We start from the raw sequence: 17416 nt of genomic DNA, 5'->3' as shown, positions 1-17416 counted from the left end.
GCGATCGGCGGCCGGCGCGGTCTCAGTCCTCGGCGAACCTCGCCGAGCGAGGACGGCACCGGACGCGGGGCGGGCTGGGAGGCGGCGCTCTGCGGTTCCCGATCGCCACCCTGCACCGGCCTCAGCCGTTACGCGACCCCGTGACCCATACCGGCCCGGTGACCAGCCAGATCACGGTGATCACACCGAGGCTGCCGAATACCCCCATCAACTGCTCGCGCTGCTCGGCATCGGCGACCGTATAGCTCAGCACCAAGGTGAGCGCGCCGGCGATGGCAGCCGCACCGAGCCAACGGGAGAAGTCGGCCCACTCCTTGCGGGTGCGCTCAGGCCCGTATTTCGGGACTTTCGCCGGAACCGGCCCACTGGCGAACCGGTGGGCGAACCGCTCATCGGCCCATCGGATCATCCGGCCACCGAACATCACCGTGCAGCCGAGATAGATCCCGGCGACCCGATGGGCGAAGGTCACCTCACCGCCACGATGCAGGTCGATCGCCACCGCGACCACCAGCACCACATCCAGGACCGGCACCAGCGCCAGCGTGACCGCGCTCGCGCGCGGCAGCCGGATCGCGTAGCGCAGCAGCAAACCGCCCACCACCAGCACCCAGAAACCGACTTCGCACGCGGCGATCGTCAGCAATACGGGGTTCCTCAGTTCGTCCATTCCCTCACTGTGCCGGGGACACCGCAGGACCGTCGTCCCGCTTCGGGTCGTTGGCCGGTCCGCCTTTCGGGGGACCCGCGGCGTCACGGCTGTGTGCTGAAATGGGGCATGCCCGCACCCCGCACGCCCCTGAGCCGGCTCGCGGAAGTCTTCGACAGCGCGACCTCCGCCGCCGTCGGGGTGTTTCTGGTGGGGCTGCTGCTGTGGGCCGCGGGTGGCTGGGCGGTCGTGGTGGACCGCGACCTGTATCCGCCGCCGGCGAAATTGGCGCTGCTCGGCGCGGCGTTCGTGATCCAGATGACCGCGCAACGCAGGCCTGCCCTCGGCTTCGTCCTGATGGTCGCGCTGCTGGCCGGTGACTTCGTGCTCGGTCCGTCGCTGCCGCTGTGGATCGCGCTGACCGACGTGATCTACCTGGCCGTCAGCACCGGATCGGACCGGCTGGGCGCGGTGGTCGCCTGGTTCTCGCTGACGGTCACCGTGGGCGGTTCGTTGCTCGCGCTGAGCGTGTTCGGCGTCAGAGCGGCGTTGTACACCGGCCTGATCGGCGTCGCACTCACCTGGTCACCGCTCGGATACGCCCGCGCGGTACGAGCCTCCCGCCGCACGGTCGACGCCGAACGCGACGCTGCCCGTGCCGAGCTCACCGCGCGCGACGCCGAACGGTCCGCCGCGATCGGCGAGGAGCGCAGGCGATTGGCCCGAGACCTGCACGACGCGGTGGCGGGCCACGTCTCCGCCGTCGCGATCCTGGCCGAAGTGGCGCAGAAGGATCCCGGCAATATGGCGGTCCTGCGGACGATCCGCTCGGGCAGTCTGGCCGCGCTGGAGGAGATGCGAACGACCATCGAGTTGCTGACCGCACCCGACGACACCGCGGTGACCACGCGACTGTCCTCCCTGGACGGCCTGATCGACGCGGCCGAGGCAGCGGGCGGCTCGGTGACGATGCGACGGCCCGCCGATCTCGAACTGCCCATCGCGGTCGAAGCGGTCGTCACCCGGATCCTGAGCGAGACCCTGACGAACGCGACCAAACACGCGCCCGGCGCACCCCTCGACATCGAGTTGAGCCGCGATGCGACACGATTGGTGATGACCGCGACGAATTCGGTCCCACCGGGAGCGGCTCAGGGCGAGGGAAACGGATTGCGCAACATGATGTTTCGCGCGGAATCGGTCGACGGCACGATCACCGCGGGCCCACACGAGGGCAACTGGCGCGTGTGCGCGCGAATTCCACTGGGGGACAAGTGACAGTGACCGTGCTGGTGGCCGACGATCACGCCACCATCCGAGCGGGACTGAAGATGCTGCTCGAGGTTTCCGGCGAAGTGCGGGTGATCGGGGAAGCGGCCGACGGTGCTGCCGCGGTGCGGCAAGCCCGTGCGCTGAGTCCCGATGTGGTGCTGATGGATGTGCGCATGCCGCGCGTCGACGGGCTGGAGGCCACCGCCGCCGTCGTCGCCGAGACCAGCGCGAAAGTACTGGTACTCACCACCTTCGCCATCGACGAATACGTCCTCGGCGCGCTCTCGGCCGGTGCGAGCGGATTCCTGCTCAAATCCGTCGGCGGCGACGACCTGGTCAGCGCCGTGCTGGCCGTGGCCGAAGGCGATGCGGTCCTCGACCCGAAGGTGACGCGCGCGGTGATCGCCGCGCTGCCCCGCGTGGCAGACACCGCGCCTGCGCCGGACCTGTCCGCGCTCACCGACCGCGAACGGCAGGTACTCGCCGGTCTCGGTGCCGGCCTGTCCAATATTCAGATCGGCACGCGCCTGCGCATCGGCGAGGCCACGGTCAAAACGCACGTCTCCCGGGTGCTGAGCAAGCTCGGCGTGCAGTCGCGCGTGCAGGCCGCCGTGATCGCATCGCAGTCCGGTCTCGATCTGCCCTGAGCACGATCGGGAGCGAAACCGACGATGTCCCGGTACCGCGCGGGATACCGGGACACCAGGTCGGAACGGGGCTCAGCGTGCAGGTTGCGGGTCGGACTGTTCCGGACGGATCCGGCGTGATTCAAACCAATAGGTCAGGGAAACCGTGGCGTAGGAAGCCACTACCACTGCTGCGGTTACCAGAAGAAACGCGAAGAACAAGGGAATCAGGAAAGCCATCGTGCCCTCCTCGCGGTACGGTAGTCGTGCGATGAAGGTGGTGGTCAGCGCCTCGTCGCGCCGAATCTGAACAAGCCCCGCACGTTCGATAGTAGGGGCACGGCGCGACGCGGGCACGGATCCGCGCGTGTGACGGCAGTCATGGTTTGCGCGGAGTGTCGCCCACGTCACCGAAACGCCCATGAGGTTGAATGTTCAACATATCTGGGTTCTACCGCGTCACGAGTTCTCGACATCGGCTTCACCACGAACAACCGACGAAGGAGCACCGATCGTGAGCATGATCCTGGCCGCAGTGCACGACACCTATGGCATCGTTGTCGCCCAGGTGGGCAATCCCACGCCGGAGGCACCGCCGATGGCCGACAAAGTGATGCAGCTGGGCCGGTATTTCACCTGGATGATCCTGTTATCCGGCGTCACCGCCATCACCTACGGCGGTGGCCGCTTCGCCTGGGAGAAGTGGAACGGCGGCGGCCTGCAATCGCCGAAGATGATCGCCAGCGCGATGGCGGGCGGCGCGGTCGCCACCAGCGCGGGCACGATCATGAACGCGGTCATCGGGGCCTGAATACCGCCCCCGCTACTGTCGGGGGCGTGCGTATCTTTCGCGCGGGCGCCACCGGCGTCATCGGATCACGGTTGCTGCCATTGCTGGTCGGCGCCGGTCACGAGGTGGCCGGCCTGACCCGTTCCGCCGGTAAAGCGGCTGCCGTCCGCGCGAGCGGAGCCGACGCGGTGGTCCACGACGTCTACGACGCCGACGGGCTCACCACCGCGGTAATGGACTTCGCTCCGGAACTGGTCATGCACCAGCTCACCGACCTCCCCGACGATGTGCCCTTCTGCTGGTCCGATCAGGGACGAAAGAGCCGATCGGCAGGGGACAGCGGGCGCAGGGTATCGGAAATCTGGGCGACCAGCCGCCATGGTCTATCGAGATCGGTGGTCGCCTTGCCGTTGGTCAGAATGGCACCCGACAGGCCCCGGTCGGGGTCGGCCCAGCCGTACTGGGTGGTGAGGCCGCTGCGGCCGAAGTGCGATCCGGTGTCGCGGCCGAATTTCGAGCGGCGCGCGCCGAGCTCGAATCCGGCGCGGCTGACGCGACCGGCCAGGCCGGGCAGGCGATCGGCGGGGGCGATCGCATCGCGCAGCGTGCCGGGACCGATGATTCTTCTTCCGTCCAATTCGCCACCGCGCGCGAGTATTTCGTAGAAGCGCGACAGTTCGTAGGCGGTGGTGACCAGGTTGCCGGAGGGGAGTTCGGCGGCGAGGAAGGCGTCGTTGGTCGCCTTCGATGCCTTGTCCATATGGCCGCCGAGGGCCTTGTTGGCCAGGAATCGGGCGAGGCGGGGCTGGCGCGGACCGGTCTTCACACTGGGCACGACCTTGTCGACATCGCTGGGATCGACGCCGAAGTTGGTCCAGCGGAAGCCGAACGGTGTCAGCACCTGTTCGGTGAGGTGCTCGCGCATTCGCTTGCCGGTCGCTCGCTGGACGAGCAGTCGCTGGATCAGTCCGCTGGTCAACGCGTGGTACACGCGGAAACGGCCGGGCGGCCAGCTCGGTACCAGATCGGTGAGGGCGGTGAGGGCCAGTTCCTCGTCGAGGACCGCGGCGGTTCCGCTGTGCGGTGCGGTGATGAACGGAATGCCCGCCGAATGCGACAGCACATCGCCGATGGTGATCACGCCTTTTCGGTGGGCCGCGAACTCGGGAATATAGTCGGCCACCGGGTCTTTCAGCGCGAATGCGCCCTGCTCGATGAGCATGAACATCAGTGTGGCGGCGACGCCCTTCGCGGTGGAGAACCCGCAGAACGGTGTCTGCGGTGTCGCCGGAATCCGCTCGGCGTCCGGACCGTCGCTCGGTGCGTTGCCCCAGCCGTGACCGATGGTCCGGTTCAGGACGATCCCGCCGTTGCGCCGCAGACAGACCTGGATGGCCGGGGTCGTGCCCATCGCGTACCACGCGCACACCGACGCCCAGATCGCCTCGACGTCGGCACGTGAGGACCCGGCATCGGCCGGATCGTCCTCGTGGCCGATCGTGGTCACCGCGTCGAGGTCCTCGGTAACCCTCACCAACGTGGCTGGAAGTGCACTCATCGGGCCAGCCTACCGACGGCGAGCTGTGATAATCCTGAGCGTGACGGTCATGCCCCGGCCTCGGTCAGCGTCGCGTCGACGCGAACAGCGTCGCCCGGCACACGACCCGCGGCGGTCACCGCGCGGCGGGCATAGGCGCGGACGTCGGCATCGGGATCGGCGATCGTCGACTCCAGTGCGTCGAGGGCGGCAGGGCTACTCGGCCAGGTGGACAGGGCGAGCACCGCTGCCTTGCGCACGTCGAGGTGACGGTCGGTGAGTGCCTCGCTCAACGGCACCACGCCAGCCTCCGGGGTCGAACCCGCCAGCCCACGCGCCGCACCGACACGCACCTGCCATGCGGAATGGTTGAGTGCCGCAGCGAGTTCGGCGATATCTGCCTCGTCGGTGCCCAGTGCGGCATACGCGGTGAGCGCGGCGGCGCGGACCAGCGGATCGGGGTCGCCCGCGAGCACCCGGATCACCTCGACACCGCCGTCACCGATCGAGGCGAGCCCGTGCGCGACCGCGATGCGCACCTCACGGTTGGTATCGCCCGCGATCGAGGACACCGCATCGGCGTCGTCGAGCGAGACCAGTGCGCGCACCGCTTCGATCCTGACTCGATGGTCGGTATCACCCAGTGCCACACGGTAATCCGGTGCCGATCCGGCTCGCAGCGCACGCAGCAGATCGACGACGGTCGCGCGGACCAGGGGATCGGGGGAGCCGAGATGCTCGCTCAGCGCACCGGCACCCGCGAGCACCTCGACCAGTTCCCGCAGACTCTCGGTGGCTGCTCGACGCACCGAGGCCGCCTCATCGCCCAGTGCCCGGATCAGCTCATCGGCGAATCCGTCGGGGGTGTTCTCGGTGAGTACCGACAGCGCCGCGACCCGTACCACCGGATCGGCGTCGGCGAGGTAGCTCGAAAGATCCTGGACCGCAGGTGAATCCAGTGCGAGCAGGGTGACCAGCCGAGGCGAGGACGGCGACACCGGCGCGGCCTCGGTGCGGACGGGGGCCGCGCGCTGTGGCGCCCGCGTCCCCACCAGCTCGGGCTGCGCGATCACTTCGACGATCGGCTCGGCCGAGGGCACATCGTCGAGGCCGGGCACCGGAACCAGGTAGGGCGCCACCGAACGCTTCACGAATTCCATCGCCCCGCCGACCGTCTTGCGTAGGTTCAGATGGAAATTCCACGACTCGTCGTCGCGCTCGGGCAGATCGGCGCGATCGTGATAGAGACCCCACCGCGACTCGGTGCGGGTCAGCGAACTGCGCGAAGCCATTTCGGCGCAATCGCGGATGAACTGCACTTCGACGGCGCGCATGAGTTCGTGCGGCGTCTGCGCGCCGATGCCGTCGACCTCGGTGCGCATCCGTTCGAAGGTCTCGACGGCGATCGAGAGCTTGGCCGCCGTTTTCGGTGGCGCCACATAGTCGTTCACGAACCGGCGCAGCTTGTATTCGACCTGTGGCTGCGGCGGGCCCTCCGGCTGGCGCAGCGGCCGGTAGATCAGGTCGTGGGCGTCGGCGAGCTGGTCTTCGGGCAGGTCGGCCGGTGCGTCGATCCCGGCCAGTGTCGATGCCGCGTGCGCGCCCGCCAGATCGCCGTAGACGAACGCGCCGATCATGTAGTTGTGTGGCACGCACGCCAGGTCACCCGCCGCGTACAGGCCGGGCACCGTGGTTCGCGCGTTCTCGTCCACCCACACGCCGGACGCGGAATGTCCACCGCACAAACCGATCTCGGAGATGTGCATCTCGATATCGTGCGTGCGGTAGTCGTGTCCGCGATTGGCGTGGAAGGTTCCCCGGGTGGGGCGCTCGGTGGTGTGCAGGATCGATTCGAGCGTCGACAGCGTCTCGTCCGGCAGGTGCGACACCTTGAGATAGATGGGCCCACGCGCGGATTCGATCTCCTGCTTCACCTCGGCCATCATCTGCCCCGACCAGTAATCGGAGTCGACGAACCGTTCACCCTCGGCGTTGACCTGATAGCCACCGAACGGGTTGGCCACATACGCGCAGGCCGGGCCGTTGTAGTCCTTGATCAGCGGGTTGATCTGGAAGCATTCGATACCGGAGAGTTCCGCACCGGCGTGGTAGGCCATCGAGTAGCCGTCACCGGCGTTGGTGGGATTCTCGTAGGTGCCGTACAGATAGCCCGACGCGGGCAGTCCGAGCCGACCGCAGGGGCCCGTCGCCAGAATCACCGCTTTCGCGGCCACCTCGACGAATTCGCCGGTGCGCGTGTTCAACGCGGCCGCCCCCACCGCGCGACCGCCAGCGGTGAGCACCCGCACCGGCATCAGCCGGTTCTCGATGCGGATCCTCTCGCGCATCTTCCGTTGCCGCAGCACGCGGTAGAGCGCCTTCTTCACATCCTTGCCCTCTGGCATCGGCAGTACATATGACCCCGACCGGTGCACCCGGCGCACCGCGTATTCGCCGTATTCGTCCTTCTCGAACTTCACCCCGTAGCGCTCGAGCCGCTGCACCATCGCGAAACCCCGTGTCGCCGTTTGATACACGGTGCGCTGGTCGACGATGCCGTCGTTGGCGCGAGTGATCTCGGCGACGTAGTCCTCCGGTTCCGCCTTACCCGGGATGACGGCGTTGTTCACGCCGTCCATGCCCATGGCCAGCGCACCGGAATGGCGCACATGTGCCTTCTCGAGCAGTAGCACGTTCGCGCCGGACTCGGCGGCGGTGAGTGCGGCCATGGTGCCCGCGGTGCCGCCACCGATGACGAGCACATCGCAGTCGAGACGGATGCGGTCCGATAGTTCGGGAATGTTCACAGAGCCTCCAGGATTCGGGCCCGCAGGGCGCTGCGGTCCACCGGTTCGCGCGCGTCGGGCACCTCGACGACCGCGCGCAGCGAACCGGCGCCGAGTACGGCGATCCGGTCGCCGAGCAGCAGGGCCTCGTCGAGGTCGTGGGTGACGAAAACGATCGTGGTCGGGTGCGCGCGCCAGGTGTCGACGAGCAGGCGCTGCATCTCCGCACGGGTCTGGCTGTCGAGCGCGCCGAACGGCTCGTCCATGAGCACCGCGCGCGGCGAGCCGGCCAGGCTGCGGGCGAGCTGAACGCGTTGGCGCATCCCCCCGGACAGATCGCGCGGTAGGTACTCGGCGTAGCCGCTGAGCCCGACCTCGTCGAGCCAGCGTTGCGAACGCGCCGCACGCTCGGTCCGCGACACTCCACGAAGGCGCAGCGCCAGATCGATATTGGCGCGAGCGGTGCGCCTCGGGAGCAGCGCGTCGTCCTGGAACACCAGTGCGCGATCGGCCGAGGGTCCGGTAACGGTGTCCTCATCGGCGCGGATCACCCCGGCGGCGGGTTTGCGCAGCCCGGCGATGGCGCGCAACAACGTCGACTTGCCGCAGCCGGATTTGCCGACCAGGACCAGGATCTCCCCGGCCGCGACCGTCAGATCCAGGTCGTGCACCACGGTTGTGCGGCCGTAACTGATCCGCACGGACTCGAGGTCCAATCGCATGCCGACGGAGACGGCGGGCGCGGCGGTGGTCGTGGTCATGTGGCAACCTCTCGCGGCAGCCAGCGGGTCACCCGACGGCCTGCCAGTTCGACGATTCCGGAGGTGAGGAAACCGAGAACACCGATGGTGATCATCCCGACGAACACGGCCGGGTAGTCGACGATGGTGTAGGACTGCCAGGTGCGGTAGCCGATGCCGAGGCGTCCAGAGATCATCTCGGCGGAGATCAGGCAGATCCAGGCCACGCCCATGCCCACCGACAGCCCGCTGAACACACCGGGCAGGATGCCGGGCACGACGACACGGGTCAGCACCTCCCGCCGCGAGGCGCCCAGCGTGCGGATGGCGTCCTCCCAGATGGTCGGCAGCGCCCGCGTCGCGTGCCTGGTGCTCACCAGCACTGGGAACAGCGACGCGGTGAAAGTGATGAACACGATGCCGGATTCGTCGCTGGGGAACAGCAGGATCGCCACCGGCACCAGGGCGATCGCCGGAATCGGCCGGATCAGCTCGGCCAGCGAACCGAACACATCGGCCAGCAGCCGCGACCGGCCGAGCCCGATCCCCGCCAGCACACCGACGACCGCGGCCAGACCGAATCCGGTGACGATCCGGATCAGCGACTGCGCCACATCGAGGTAATACTGGCCGGTCCCGAGATGTTCACCGAACTCGGCGACGATCTCGGTCACCGTCGGCAAGATGTCGAACCGGAGGCCCGCGCGGACATCGCCTGCGGTGAGCAACTGCCACAGGCCGATCGCCGCCGCCACCGAAGCGACCCTGATCGTTCTCGATATCCAGACCGACCTGACGGGCACGATGTCTTCGTGAAGGTCAGCGGCATCGGCAGGCTCGCTGCCCGCGGCGCCAGGTCTGCTGACCGCGGCGTTCGCCGAACCAGCAGTGGCAGTGCGTAATTCGGTCGCGTCAGCGGCAGTTCGGCCGACCTGCCCGGAAACCGTGCTCATCCGCGAACTTCCGTCACGGCCTGGTCATAGGAGACCGGTGCGGCGGCGGGATGGGTGGCGCGGTAGCGGTCGGCTGCTGCCTGTGTGGTGAACGGCAGGTACTGCGCGCCCTCACGCAACCAGATGGCCTTGTCCGCGAACCAGCGAGTACCCAGCTCGGCATCCGGGACATACACCGCACGAATCGTCTTGCGCTGCGCATTGGCTGCCTGCACCGCCCGCAACAAGCAACCGGGGTTCGCGGCGGGTTGGGGCTTGTCGGCGCCGTCGACCCAGACCTCGCCAGCCAGTGCCGGATCACTCACGGGCACAGCGCATATCGGATCGGAACCGGTCACCTTGCTCGGGTTGACCCCCGACGCCAGCGCGGTGTCATAGTCCCCACGACCGGTCTCCGCGAAGGCCTTGCGCAGCGGGCCGTCCTGGACGAAGGCATCGATGTCGAGATCGGCGAAATCGCCGATCGACTTCAGATAGTTCACGTCGTCCTTGAACGCAGCGATCAGGTTCGCCTTGAGCGTGGTATCGAAACTCGTGCCACCAGGCCCGTTGTAGAGATAGACCACCTCTTGCGGCAGGCCGGATCCCTTCGCCACGAGATCCGCTGCCTCGAACGGCTTCTCGTTGAGGAACGCGGTCGCATCCAACTGCGCGGCGAGGAATGCCTGCAACACCTCCGGATGATCGGCCGCGTAGGCACGGCGAGCGACGACCCCGTGGAAAGTCGGCACATTCAGCTCCGCACCGTCGTAGAGCAGCTTGGCCTTGTTCTGCTGCACCAGCAGACCGGGCCACGCCACGAACTGCGACAGGGCGCTCACCTGATGCGATTCCAGCGCGGTCGCCCCGACCTGCGGCTGCTGGTTGAGCACCTCCACACCCTTGGCCGGGTCGATCCCGGCCCGGCTCAGCGCCTGCACCAAGGTGCCGTTGCCCGCCGAACCCACGCTGGCCGAGATCTTCTGCCCGGCCAGATCGGTCAGCGAGCGCGCCGGTGAATCATTGGGCACCACCACCATATTCAGAGCGCCCTTGGGGTTGTAGCCGGTGATCGATACCAGCTCGGTTCGTGCGCGATCATTGGCCTGCGTGCGAGATCCGTTGATCAGCAACGGATAGTCGCCCATCGAGCCGATGTCGATCTTCTCGGCCACCATCTGAGCGGTGATCGGCGCGCCGGTGTCGTAGTCCTGCCACTCCACCTGATACTTCGCGCCACCACCGTCGGTGATCTGCTGTAGCCGCTGCTCCAGGTAGCCCTGCGCTTTCAGCAGCGTGCCCGCGGTGACGGTATTGATGGTCTTGGACTGGTAGCCGACGACGACCTTGACGGTGCCCGCCGATGCGGCGTCGGTGCTCTCGAGCGAGCAGCCCGCCGCGGTGAGCGCGAGAGCCAGTGCGACAGGGGCGAATCGAGTGATCTTCATGCGTGGGATTCCCGGGTTCAGCGGAGCAGATAGGGCATGTTGACGGTGACGGCGCCGGTGGGGCAGCGCGCCGCGCACGGCCCGCAGTACCAGCACTCGTCGACGTGCATGTAGGCCTTGCCCGAATCATTGTGAATGGCAAGGGAATCGAGCGGACACATGTCCACACAGAGAGTGCAGCCGGTGATGCACAGCGATTCGTCGATCGTTACCGGGACGTCGGCGCGCTGGGGGACCAGTGCCATTACAGGACCTTCCATTCGGGGGTGCTGCGGGTGAGGCTGCCGCGCATGGTGATGCGGTCACCGCGCATGCGGATGTATTCGAGGTCGACGGGGCGCCCGTCGTCGAGGTGGGTGAGGCGTTCGAGCATCAGCAGCGGCGCACCGGCCGGGGTATCGAGCGTGGTAGCGGTGTGTGGGTCGGCCGCGACGGCTTCCAGCGCGAGGTCGGCGGCACCCAGCGACTGGCCGGTGACTTGTTCGAGCAGCACGAACACGTCGGTGGTCTCGAGGTCGTGGGTGAGCAGTTCGGTGCCGATATCGGGTGCCAGGTAGGTGAGGTCCAGGCTCAGCGGCAGATCGGCGAGAAACCGCAGGCGTTCGATGTAGACGACCTTGTCGCCCGGGGCCAGCTCGAGCCGGCGCGCGACGGCCGGGGGAGCGGTGATGGTGGTGGCGGCCCGGACCTCGTTGCGGACTGTGCCGTGCCCTTTGAGCGTCTCCTGCAGGCCCAGCAGGGCATCGAGGCCGTGGTCGAACTTGCGGGCGGCGACCCGGGTGCCGAGTTTCGGGGCACGATCGATGAGCCCCTCGTCGCGCAGCAGCGCCAGCGCTTCGCGCACGGTATTGCGGGAGGTGCCGTGCTCGGCGGCGAGTTCCTGCTCGCCGGGCACCGTGCCCTGCACTGCGCCCGCCAGGATCTGGTGGCGCAGGATATCGGCGACCCGGCGTGCCCGATCGGCGCGCTGACCGCGGATCGGGGTGGGCTCCGGCGTCCCTGTTTTCTCGCTGACCTGCATGAACAGCGACGATAGCGGCGATTACGCGGCACTCGGCCCGCCGCGATTCCGGCGTGAATTCAGGGGATGTTTCTACGCCGGGCGGTGGTTCGCGGGACCTGCGGATATCGGCCGGGAAACCGCTATTGCGCCACCTCGGGTCTCGCGGCCGACATTGCGATCACGTCGATCGCAATGTCGGAACGGATTCAGGGCTGGCCGGGCTTGAGCACGATGAACAGTCCGTTCGCCTCGGCGCATAAACGTTCGTCGTCGTGCAATGTCGCACGGAGGTACACCTTGCGGCCCTCGACGCGTTCGGTCCACGCGCGGACCGTCAGTTCGCGATTGAGCGGTGTGATCGACCGGTAGTCGAGGGTGAGCGAGGCCGTGCGGGTCACCGACTTGGTGGACAGCGCGGCGGTCATGCCGATGATGTCGTCGAAAGCGAGCGCGATGTGTCCGCCGTGGGCGGCGCTGTTGCCGCCCAGGTGGAAGGTGCGGAAGGTGACCTTCGCGGTGACACCGTCGCGGTCACCGCTGATCACCGTGTAGGGCGGCAGGGTGATGTTGCCGCGCGCGGGCAGGTCGGTGCGCGACCAGCTGGGCGAGGACCACTCGTCCACCACCGCCTCGCTGAGACGGGCATTGAGCTGCTCGAGGGTGGCGATGGCGTCCTTGGCGAGCTCGTCGGACGGGTTCACCAGCCGTGCCCGGTCCATCAGCACGCGGACCTGTTCGATCAGCTCGCCGTACTGCGGCCCGCCCGCGGTCGACTCGCCGCTGCGATCCTTGCGTGCCTGGATCAGCTCGGCAACCGGCCGGAATCCGCCTTCGTGATGCTTCTCGTCCGGGAGCGAGTTGCCGACCTGTGTATCGTCCATATGCAACACGTTATCGCTGCCGAGCTGGCTGTTCGCGTCGGGGATCGGTGTCAGGTCATCTAGGCTGGGTGCCGATCACCGAGTAAGTCTTCTTGGTACCGGAGCGTCGGCGCACCGTCGGTGGTGCCCCTCCGGGTGAGCGGCGAAAGGCTGAGCGCATGGGTATCGCGGCGGTTGTGTTCGACATGGATGGCGTGCTGATCGATTCCGAACCCATCTGGGAGAAGGTCAGGCACGATTACGTCGTTCTGAATAATGGCCGGTGGCAACCGGATTCGCAGAAGAAGATGATGGGGATGAGCACCGTCGAGTGGTCGTCGTACCTGGCCGACGATCTCGGTGTGGCCGCACCGGCCGACAAGGTGGCTGCCGACATCATCGATCTGATGGCCGACGAATACGCCCACCACGTTCCGCTGCTGCCCGGCGCGGTCGACGCGGTGCGGCGGTGCGCGGGTTCCTGGAAACTCGGCCTGGCCAGCTCATCGCCTGCCGCGTTGATCAATCTGGTCCTCGCGAAGTCCGGGCTGCTCGACTCTTTCGCCGTGGTGCTGTCCACCGAGGAGGTCGGTCGCGGCAAGCCCGCACCCGATGTCTACCTCACCGTCGCGCAGCGCCTCGGCCTGGATCCGAATGTCTGTACAGCCGTGGAGGATTCGACCAACGGCCTGCGCTCCGCCCACAGTGCCGGGATGCGTCTGATCGCGGCACCGCGCCCGGAATTCCCGCCGTCGCCCGACGCGCTCGCCCTGGCCGACGCGGTCATCGACGACCTCGACCAGCTCACTTCCGACCTCGTGATCGGTACGACCTGACTCGCGACTCACCCTGAAGATGCGTCACCGATTCATCGGTCCGGCTCTCCGGTGTCCTTTCCGATCCGGCACACTGGCCCGATGGGTGAGCACAGCGACGACCAGCCCGAAGTCGTCGTCCACGTCGGTGACGGCTCGGCGGAGCCACACCCCGTCGATCCGGCCCGGCCCGGCGCCTCCGCCACCGATCCGGCACCGGAGCACCCCTTCCTCCTGCTGACGCGCACCCCGACCGATTACATCCAGGCGCGCTACCTCGACGACGGCACCTACGAACTCGAGCACACCACCGGCGCCGAGCAGCGCCAGTTGTTCACCACCGACGCCCTCCTCGTCCGCGACATCGTCTGGTCCTGGGTCCAACGCGACACCTGGTGGTCCGACACCGTCGCCTGGACCACGGTCGACCCCGACATCGCCGAACTTCACGCCCTGCACACCGAACTCTCCGACATGCTCGACGGCATCTCCGTCATGGACTCCGTCGCCGACGAGCTGGACCAAGCCCTCTCCCGCGCCGACGAACTCCTCAACGACTTCGATCTCGGATTCGGCGGGACCGATGACCGTGCACCCTGACGTTGTCGAGGCACACAATCTCATCCTTGTTCTGGGACTGGACATTTCGGCTGCGGTTCCCGAGGCGGAGAACGCTGACTACGGAGCGTTCGTGTCCGGGATCGGCCGCGGCGCGGTCCGGTTCCGGGTGGGCAAGCAGACCCCGACGAAGGTGGGCCTGTTCGTTTCCGTGTGGCGGCGTGCCCAGGACGGTTCGACGGAGCCTTTCGCCGCCGAAGACTGCGCCGACCTACTGGTGATCACCGCCCGCGCGGGACCGCGTTCCGGGCAGTTCGTGTTCCCGACGAGCGCACTTGTCGAGCACGGGATCGTGTCGGTCGCCGGTCGCGGCGGCAAGCGCGGGTTCCGGGTGTACCCACCGTGGTCGATGGCAGCGAACAAACAGGCGCGACGGTCGCAGGAGTGGCAGTGCGGCTACTTTCTCGATCTCGACAAGATCGATCCGCGGGCCGCGCGGGCTCTCTACGAACCGGTGCGGCCCGCTGGCTCATCGCCCACCGACGAGACACGCTGATATGAATTACAGTGGCGCGGTGGGGATTACCGAATATGGTCCGGGCGACGTCGTGTATTTCCCGGCGGGTCCGTTCAGTGGCATCTGCGGGGTTGTCCGGGAAGTCGATGCTCGGCGGGCGGAGTTGCGCATCGAATTCGGGGAGGGGACCGTTCACCGGGAAGGGAATGTCCTGCGGGAGCGGCGGCACAAGCTGACGGTCGGCTTCGACGAGGTCGAGTTGATGTAGCCGTTCGTACTTCGGGTTGCGGCGCCTGCTCCGGCTGGGCAATGATTGTGCCCAGCATGCTGAATTCCGATCCCTCGTTCGACAGCCTCGAAGGCTTATCCGTAGGGGATGCGCTGGGCGCTCAATTCTTCGTCCCCGGGCGCTCCGTCCCTGATCTGCTCGCCGGACGACCACCGGCCGCACCCTGGCAATGGACCGACGACACCGAGATGGCGTGTTCGGTGTACGCCGAAATCCGAGACCGCGGCAGTGTGGATCGCGATGCTCTCGCGGCCGCGTTCGCGCGACGTTGCGAGCCGTATCGCGGCTACGGACCAGGCACAGTGGTTGTGCTGCACGAGATTCGAGACGGGCGTCCGTGGGCGGAAGCCGCGGGTGCGGTGTTCGACGGACGCGGATCGTGGGGAAACGGTGCGGCGATGCGGGTGGCGCCGCTCGGGGCCCATTTCGCCGGAGACCTGGATCGGGCCGCAGCGCAGGCAGCGATGTCCGCGGAGCTGACCCATCGGCACCCGGAAGCGATCGTGGGTGCGATGGCAGTCGCGGTCGCGGCCGCACACGCCGCGATCACCCGTGAAAAGGGCTGTGCGCCTGATGAATTGCTGCAGGCGGTCGATCCGTATCTGGTTGACGGGCGCACCGCGCAGGGTGTCCGTCGCGCCCGGCAACTGCTCGGCCGAACGGTAGCCGAAGCGGCCTACGAACTCGGCAACGGCGCACGGGTCAGCGCTCAGGACACCGTGCCCTTCACGTTGTGGGCGGCCGCCACCTATCTCGACGACTATCCTGCGGCGGTCCTCGCCTGCGTCGAGGCGGGCGGGGACGCCGACACCACGGCCGCGATCGTCGGTGGAATCGTGGCAGCCCACACCGGTACCGGAAACCGGGAGCGCACCCGTGGGATTCCGGCGGAGTGGCTTGCCGCGCGCGAACCGTTGCCCGAATGGGCGCTGGGTCCTCAGCGGGCGCGGGCGCTCCAGCGGCCGTCGTAGCGGACTTCGATCGGGTGGTCGAAGGCGGTGGAGACGTGGTCGGTGGTGATGACTTCGGTGGCGGGGCCAGTGGCGACGGTGTGGCCGTCGGCGATGAGCATGGCGTGGGTGGTGGTGCTCGGGAGTTCCTCGAGGTGATGGGTGACCAGGATCGAGGCGACCTCGGGGTGGGTGTGATCGAGAGTGTCGATGGTGCTGAGGAGTTGTTCGCGGGCGGCCAGGTCGAGGCCGGTGGACGGCTCGTCCAAGAGCAGCACCCGGGGTTCGCTGATCAGTGCGCGGGCGATGAGGGTGCGGCCGCGCTCGCCCTGGGACAGGGTGGGCCAGATGTCGTCGGCCCTGCCGGACAGGCCAAGGGTGTCGATGATCGCGCCGGCCCGGGCGAGGTCCTCGGCGGTGGGTGACCAGCGCATCGGAGTATCGATCGTGCTGGTGACACCGGTGAGGACGACCTCGCGCACCGTGAGCGCGGAGCGCAGGGGGTGACGCGGGTTGACGTGGCCGATCGAGCGGCGCAGCCGGGCCAACTCCACCCGGCCGAACTGTTCGCCGAGCACCCGCACGGTTCCGGTGGTGGGGAAGGTGACCGCGCCGCAGAAGCCGAGCAGCGTGCTCTTGCCCGCGCCGTTGGGGCCGAGCAGTGCCCAGTGCTCACCGGCCCGCACGGTGAGCGAGATGCCGTTGATGATCTTCTTGCCGTCACGCCGGAAGGTCACGTCGTCGAGTTCGATCACGGGGGCGCCGGTCATGTGAAGGCCTCCTTCAAAGCGGCAAGGTGGGTTCGGCTGAATTCCGCTGCGGCAGTGGGGATTCGGTCGGCGATTGCCTGGGCGAGCTGCTCGTGCGCGCAGTGGTCGGCCTGCTCGGAGCGGACCGGGCGCAGCTCGAGCATGTCGATCATGGCCAGGCGCAGGCGCGGGAGGAAGCTGTCGAACAGCTGGGTGAGCACATCGTTGTGGGCGGCGACGATGACCGCGCGATGGAAGGCCATGTCGGCGTCGACGTGATCGGCGACGGTCTGGCCCTCGGCGCGGCGACCAGCCAGGGCGCGCCGGATGGCCCGCAGGTCGGCGGGGGTGCGTCGTTGCGCGGCGAGGGCGGCGGCCTCTGCCTCGATCGCGATGCGCGCCTCGATCACCGCGGCGATGGTGGCGCCACGCAGCACGACATCCCAGTCCTCGGACACGTCGAGAGCGGTGACGAACACCCCGGAACCCTGCCTGCTGTCGAGTAAGCCTTTGCCCGCCAGTTCCCGGATCGCCTCGCGCAGGGTCGAGCGGCCGACGCCGAGTTGGGCGGCGAGCAGCGTCTCACCCGGTAAACGATGGCCCAACGGCCACTCGCCCGCCCGGATCCGCGCGAGCAGAAGTTCGGCCGCTTGTGCGGCCAGCGGCTGACGTCGTACCTGCGATACCACCGGCAAACCTCTCTACTTGTCTGAGGAGTTGTGGTAGAAGTGTACCCATTATGACCTACACCGCGCTTCTTCTCGTCCGCCACGGCGGGGCCTGACCGACCGGCCGCCCCGCCGTGGGGCTCGGTCGTGGCCGGTCGCCGTCGTCTCGTGGCCCGTCGTGGTCAGGAAGCAGAGCAAGTCATGACCGAATTCCCCACCCTGGTAAC

Annotated in this window: 20 protein-coding genes and 1 pseudogene; 9 read left to right on the top strand and 12 right to left on the bottom strand. The window is 67.8% G+C overall.

The features are described from left to right. Positions 1–121: 121 nt before the first annotated feature. The gene (locus tag ACFWO8_RS15295) at positions 122–670 is read right to left on the bottom strand and encodes a hypothetical protein (RefSeq protein WP_378950234.1); all 549 of its coding nucleotides are present in this window, start codon (positions 668–670) and stop codon (positions 122–124) included. A gap of 108 nt (positions 671–778) precedes the next feature. Between ACFWO8_RS15295 and ACFWO8_RS15290 the strand changes: the two genes are divergently transcribed. Further along, the gene (locus tag ACFWO8_RS15290) at positions 779–1927 is read left to right on the top strand and encodes a sensor histidine kinase (RefSeq protein WP_378950232.1); all 1149 of its coding nucleotides are present in this window, start codon (positions 779–781) and stop codon (positions 1925–1927) included. Further along, positions 1924–2568, top strand: coding sequence for a response regulator (locus ACFWO8_RS15285; RefSeq protein WP_378950230.1), 645 nt, complete (start codon positions 1924–1926; stop codon positions 2566–2568). Before ACFWO8_RS15290 ends, ACFWO8_RS15285 begins: the two co-directional genes overlap by 4 nt. A gap of 72 nt (positions 2569–2640) precedes the next feature. Here the strand turns inward: ACFWO8_RS15285 and ACFWO8_RS15280 are convergent, their stop codons facing one another. Further along, positions 2641–2787, bottom strand: a complete 147-nt coding sequence (locus ACFWO8_RS15280; protein WP_378950228.1) for a hypothetical protein — start codon at positions 2785–2787, stop codon at positions 2641–2643. 280 nt (positions 2788–3067) lie between these two features. Between ACFWO8_RS15280 and ACFWO8_RS15275 the strand changes: the two genes are divergently transcribed. Together ACFWO8_RS15275 and ACFWO8_RS15270 are read left to right on the top strand one after the other, a co-directional pair. Next, entirely contained in the window at positions 3068–3358 is a 291-nt protein-coding gene (locus tag ACFWO8_RS15275) for a hypothetical protein (RefSeq protein ID WP_174555379.1), read from the top strand. After that, positions 3250–3543, top strand: a pseudogene (locus ACFWO8_RS15270) (hypothetical protein); the annotation flags it as partial. The gene ACFWO8_RS15275 and the pseudogene ACFWO8_RS15270, both read left to right, overlap by 109 nt. 101 nt (positions 3544–3644) lie before the next feature. On the opposite strand, the gene ACFWO8_RS15265 reads toward ACFWO8_RS15270, so the two are convergent. The 8 genes from ACFWO8_RS15265 to ACFWO8_RS15230 all read right to left on the bottom strand — a co-directional run bounded on the left by ACFWO8_RS15265 (position 3645) and on the right by ACFWO8_RS15230 (position 12664). Beyond that, on the bottom strand, positions 3645–4895 hold the full coding sequence (locus tag ACFWO8_RS15265; RefSeq protein WP_378950226.1) for a serine hydrolase: 1251 nt from the start codon (positions 4893–4895) through the stop codon (positions 3645–3647). Between the two features lie 47 nt (positions 4896–4942). After that, positions 4943–7681 (bottom strand): fumarate reductase/succinate dehydrogenase flavoprotein subunit, encoded by a 2739-nt coding sequence (locus ACFWO8_RS15260; protein ID WP_378950224.1) that lies wholly within the window; start codon positions 7679–7681, stop codon positions 4943–4945. After that, entirely contained in the window at positions 7678–8421 is a 744-nt protein-coding gene (locus ACFWO8_RS15255; protein WP_378950222.1) for an ABC transporter ATP-binding protein, read from the bottom strand. The genes ACFWO8_RS15260 and ACFWO8_RS15255 overlap by 4 nt, the downstream gene beginning before the upstream one ends. Next, positions 8418–9353: an ABC transporter permease gene (locus ACFWO8_RS15250; RefSeq protein ID WP_378950220.1), complete on the bottom strand. Its 936-nt coding sequence runs from the start codon at positions 9351–9353 to the stop codon at positions 8418–8420. The genes ACFWO8_RS15255 and ACFWO8_RS15250 overlap by 4 nt, the downstream gene beginning before the upstream one ends. After that, positions 9350–10780, bottom strand: coding sequence for an ABC transporter substrate-binding protein (locus tag ACFWO8_RS15245; RefSeq protein WP_378950218.1), 1431 nt, complete (start codon positions 10778–10780; stop codon positions 9350–9352). The genes ACFWO8_RS15250 and ACFWO8_RS15245 overlap by 4 nt, the downstream gene beginning before the upstream one ends. Before the next feature lie 17 nt (positions 10781–10797). After that, complete coding sequence (locus tag ACFWO8_RS15240) at positions 10798–11025, bottom strand: ferredoxin family protein (RefSeq protein ID WP_378950215.1); 228 nt, start codon at positions 11023–11025, stop codon at positions 10798–10800. After that, the gene (locus tag ACFWO8_RS15235) at positions 11025–11801 is read right to left on the bottom strand and encodes a GntR family transcriptional regulator (protein WP_378950213.1); all 777 of its coding nucleotides are present in this window, start codon (positions 11799–11801) and stop codon (positions 11025–11027) included. The genes ACFWO8_RS15240 and ACFWO8_RS15235 overlap by 1 nt, the downstream gene beginning before the upstream one ends. A 188-nt stretch (positions 11802–11989) precedes the next feature. After that, complete coding sequence (locus tag ACFWO8_RS15230) at positions 11990–12664, bottom strand: PaaI family thioesterase (RefSeq protein WP_378950209.1); 675 nt, start codon at positions 12662–12664, stop codon at positions 11990–11992. Positions 12665–12822: 158 nt separating this feature from the next. Between ACFWO8_RS15230 and ACFWO8_RS15225 the strand changes: the two genes are divergently transcribed. The 5 genes from ACFWO8_RS15225 (at position 12823) to ACFWO8_RS15205 (ending at position 15793) form a co-directional block, all read left to right on the top strand. Further along, positions 12823–13479, top strand: coding sequence for an HAD family hydrolase (locus ACFWO8_RS15225; RefSeq protein WP_378950207.1), 657 nt, complete (start codon positions 12823–12825; stop codon positions 13477–13479). Positions 13480–13560: 81 nt separating this feature from the next. Next, positions 13561–14058: a hypothetical protein gene (locus ACFWO8_RS15220; protein ID WP_378950205.1), complete on the top strand. Its 498-nt coding sequence runs from the start codon at positions 13561–13563 to the stop codon at positions 14056–14058. Further along, complete coding sequence (locus ACFWO8_RS15215) at positions 14042–14572, top strand: MepB family protein (RefSeq protein WP_378950203.1); 531 nt, start codon at positions 14042–14044, stop codon at positions 14570–14572. The genes ACFWO8_RS15220 and ACFWO8_RS15215 overlap by 17 nt, the downstream gene beginning before the upstream one ends. Positions 14573–14591: 19 nt before the next feature. Next, positions 14592–14801, top strand: coding sequence for a hypothetical protein (locus ACFWO8_RS15210; RefSeq protein WP_378950201.1), 210 nt, complete (start codon positions 14592–14594; stop codon positions 14799–14801). Between the two features lie 56 nt (positions 14802–14857). Then, positions 14858–15793 (top strand): ADP-ribosylglycohydrolase family protein, encoded by a 936-nt coding sequence (locus ACFWO8_RS15205; RefSeq protein WP_378950199.1) that lies wholly within the window; start codon positions 14858–14860, stop codon positions 15791–15793. Here ACFWO8_RS15205 and ACFWO8_RS15200 read toward each other — a convergent pair. Continuing rightward, complete coding sequence (locus ACFWO8_RS15200) at positions 15760–16542, bottom strand: ABC transporter ATP-binding protein (protein WP_378950197.1); 783 nt, start codon at positions 16540–16542, stop codon at positions 15760–15762. The genes ACFWO8_RS15205 and ACFWO8_RS15200 overlap by 34 nt on opposite strands. Further along, positions 16539–17210: a FadR/GntR family transcriptional regulator gene (locus ACFWO8_RS15195; RefSeq protein WP_378950195.1), complete on the bottom strand. Its 672-nt coding sequence runs from the start codon at positions 17208–17210 to the stop codon at positions 16539–16541. Before ACFWO8_RS15195 ends, ACFWO8_RS15200 begins: the two co-directional genes overlap by 4 nt. Positions 17211–17416: the final 206 nt, after the last annotated feature.

Source organism: Nocardia sp. NPDC058480 (genome assembly GCF_042720495.1).
Classification (GTDB): Bacteria; Actinomycetota; Actinomycetes; order Mycobacteriales; family Mycobacteriaceae; genus Nocardia.
The sequence above is the reverse complement of the archived record's forward strand: the minus strand, read 5'-3'. Positions and strand labels throughout refer to the sequence as shown.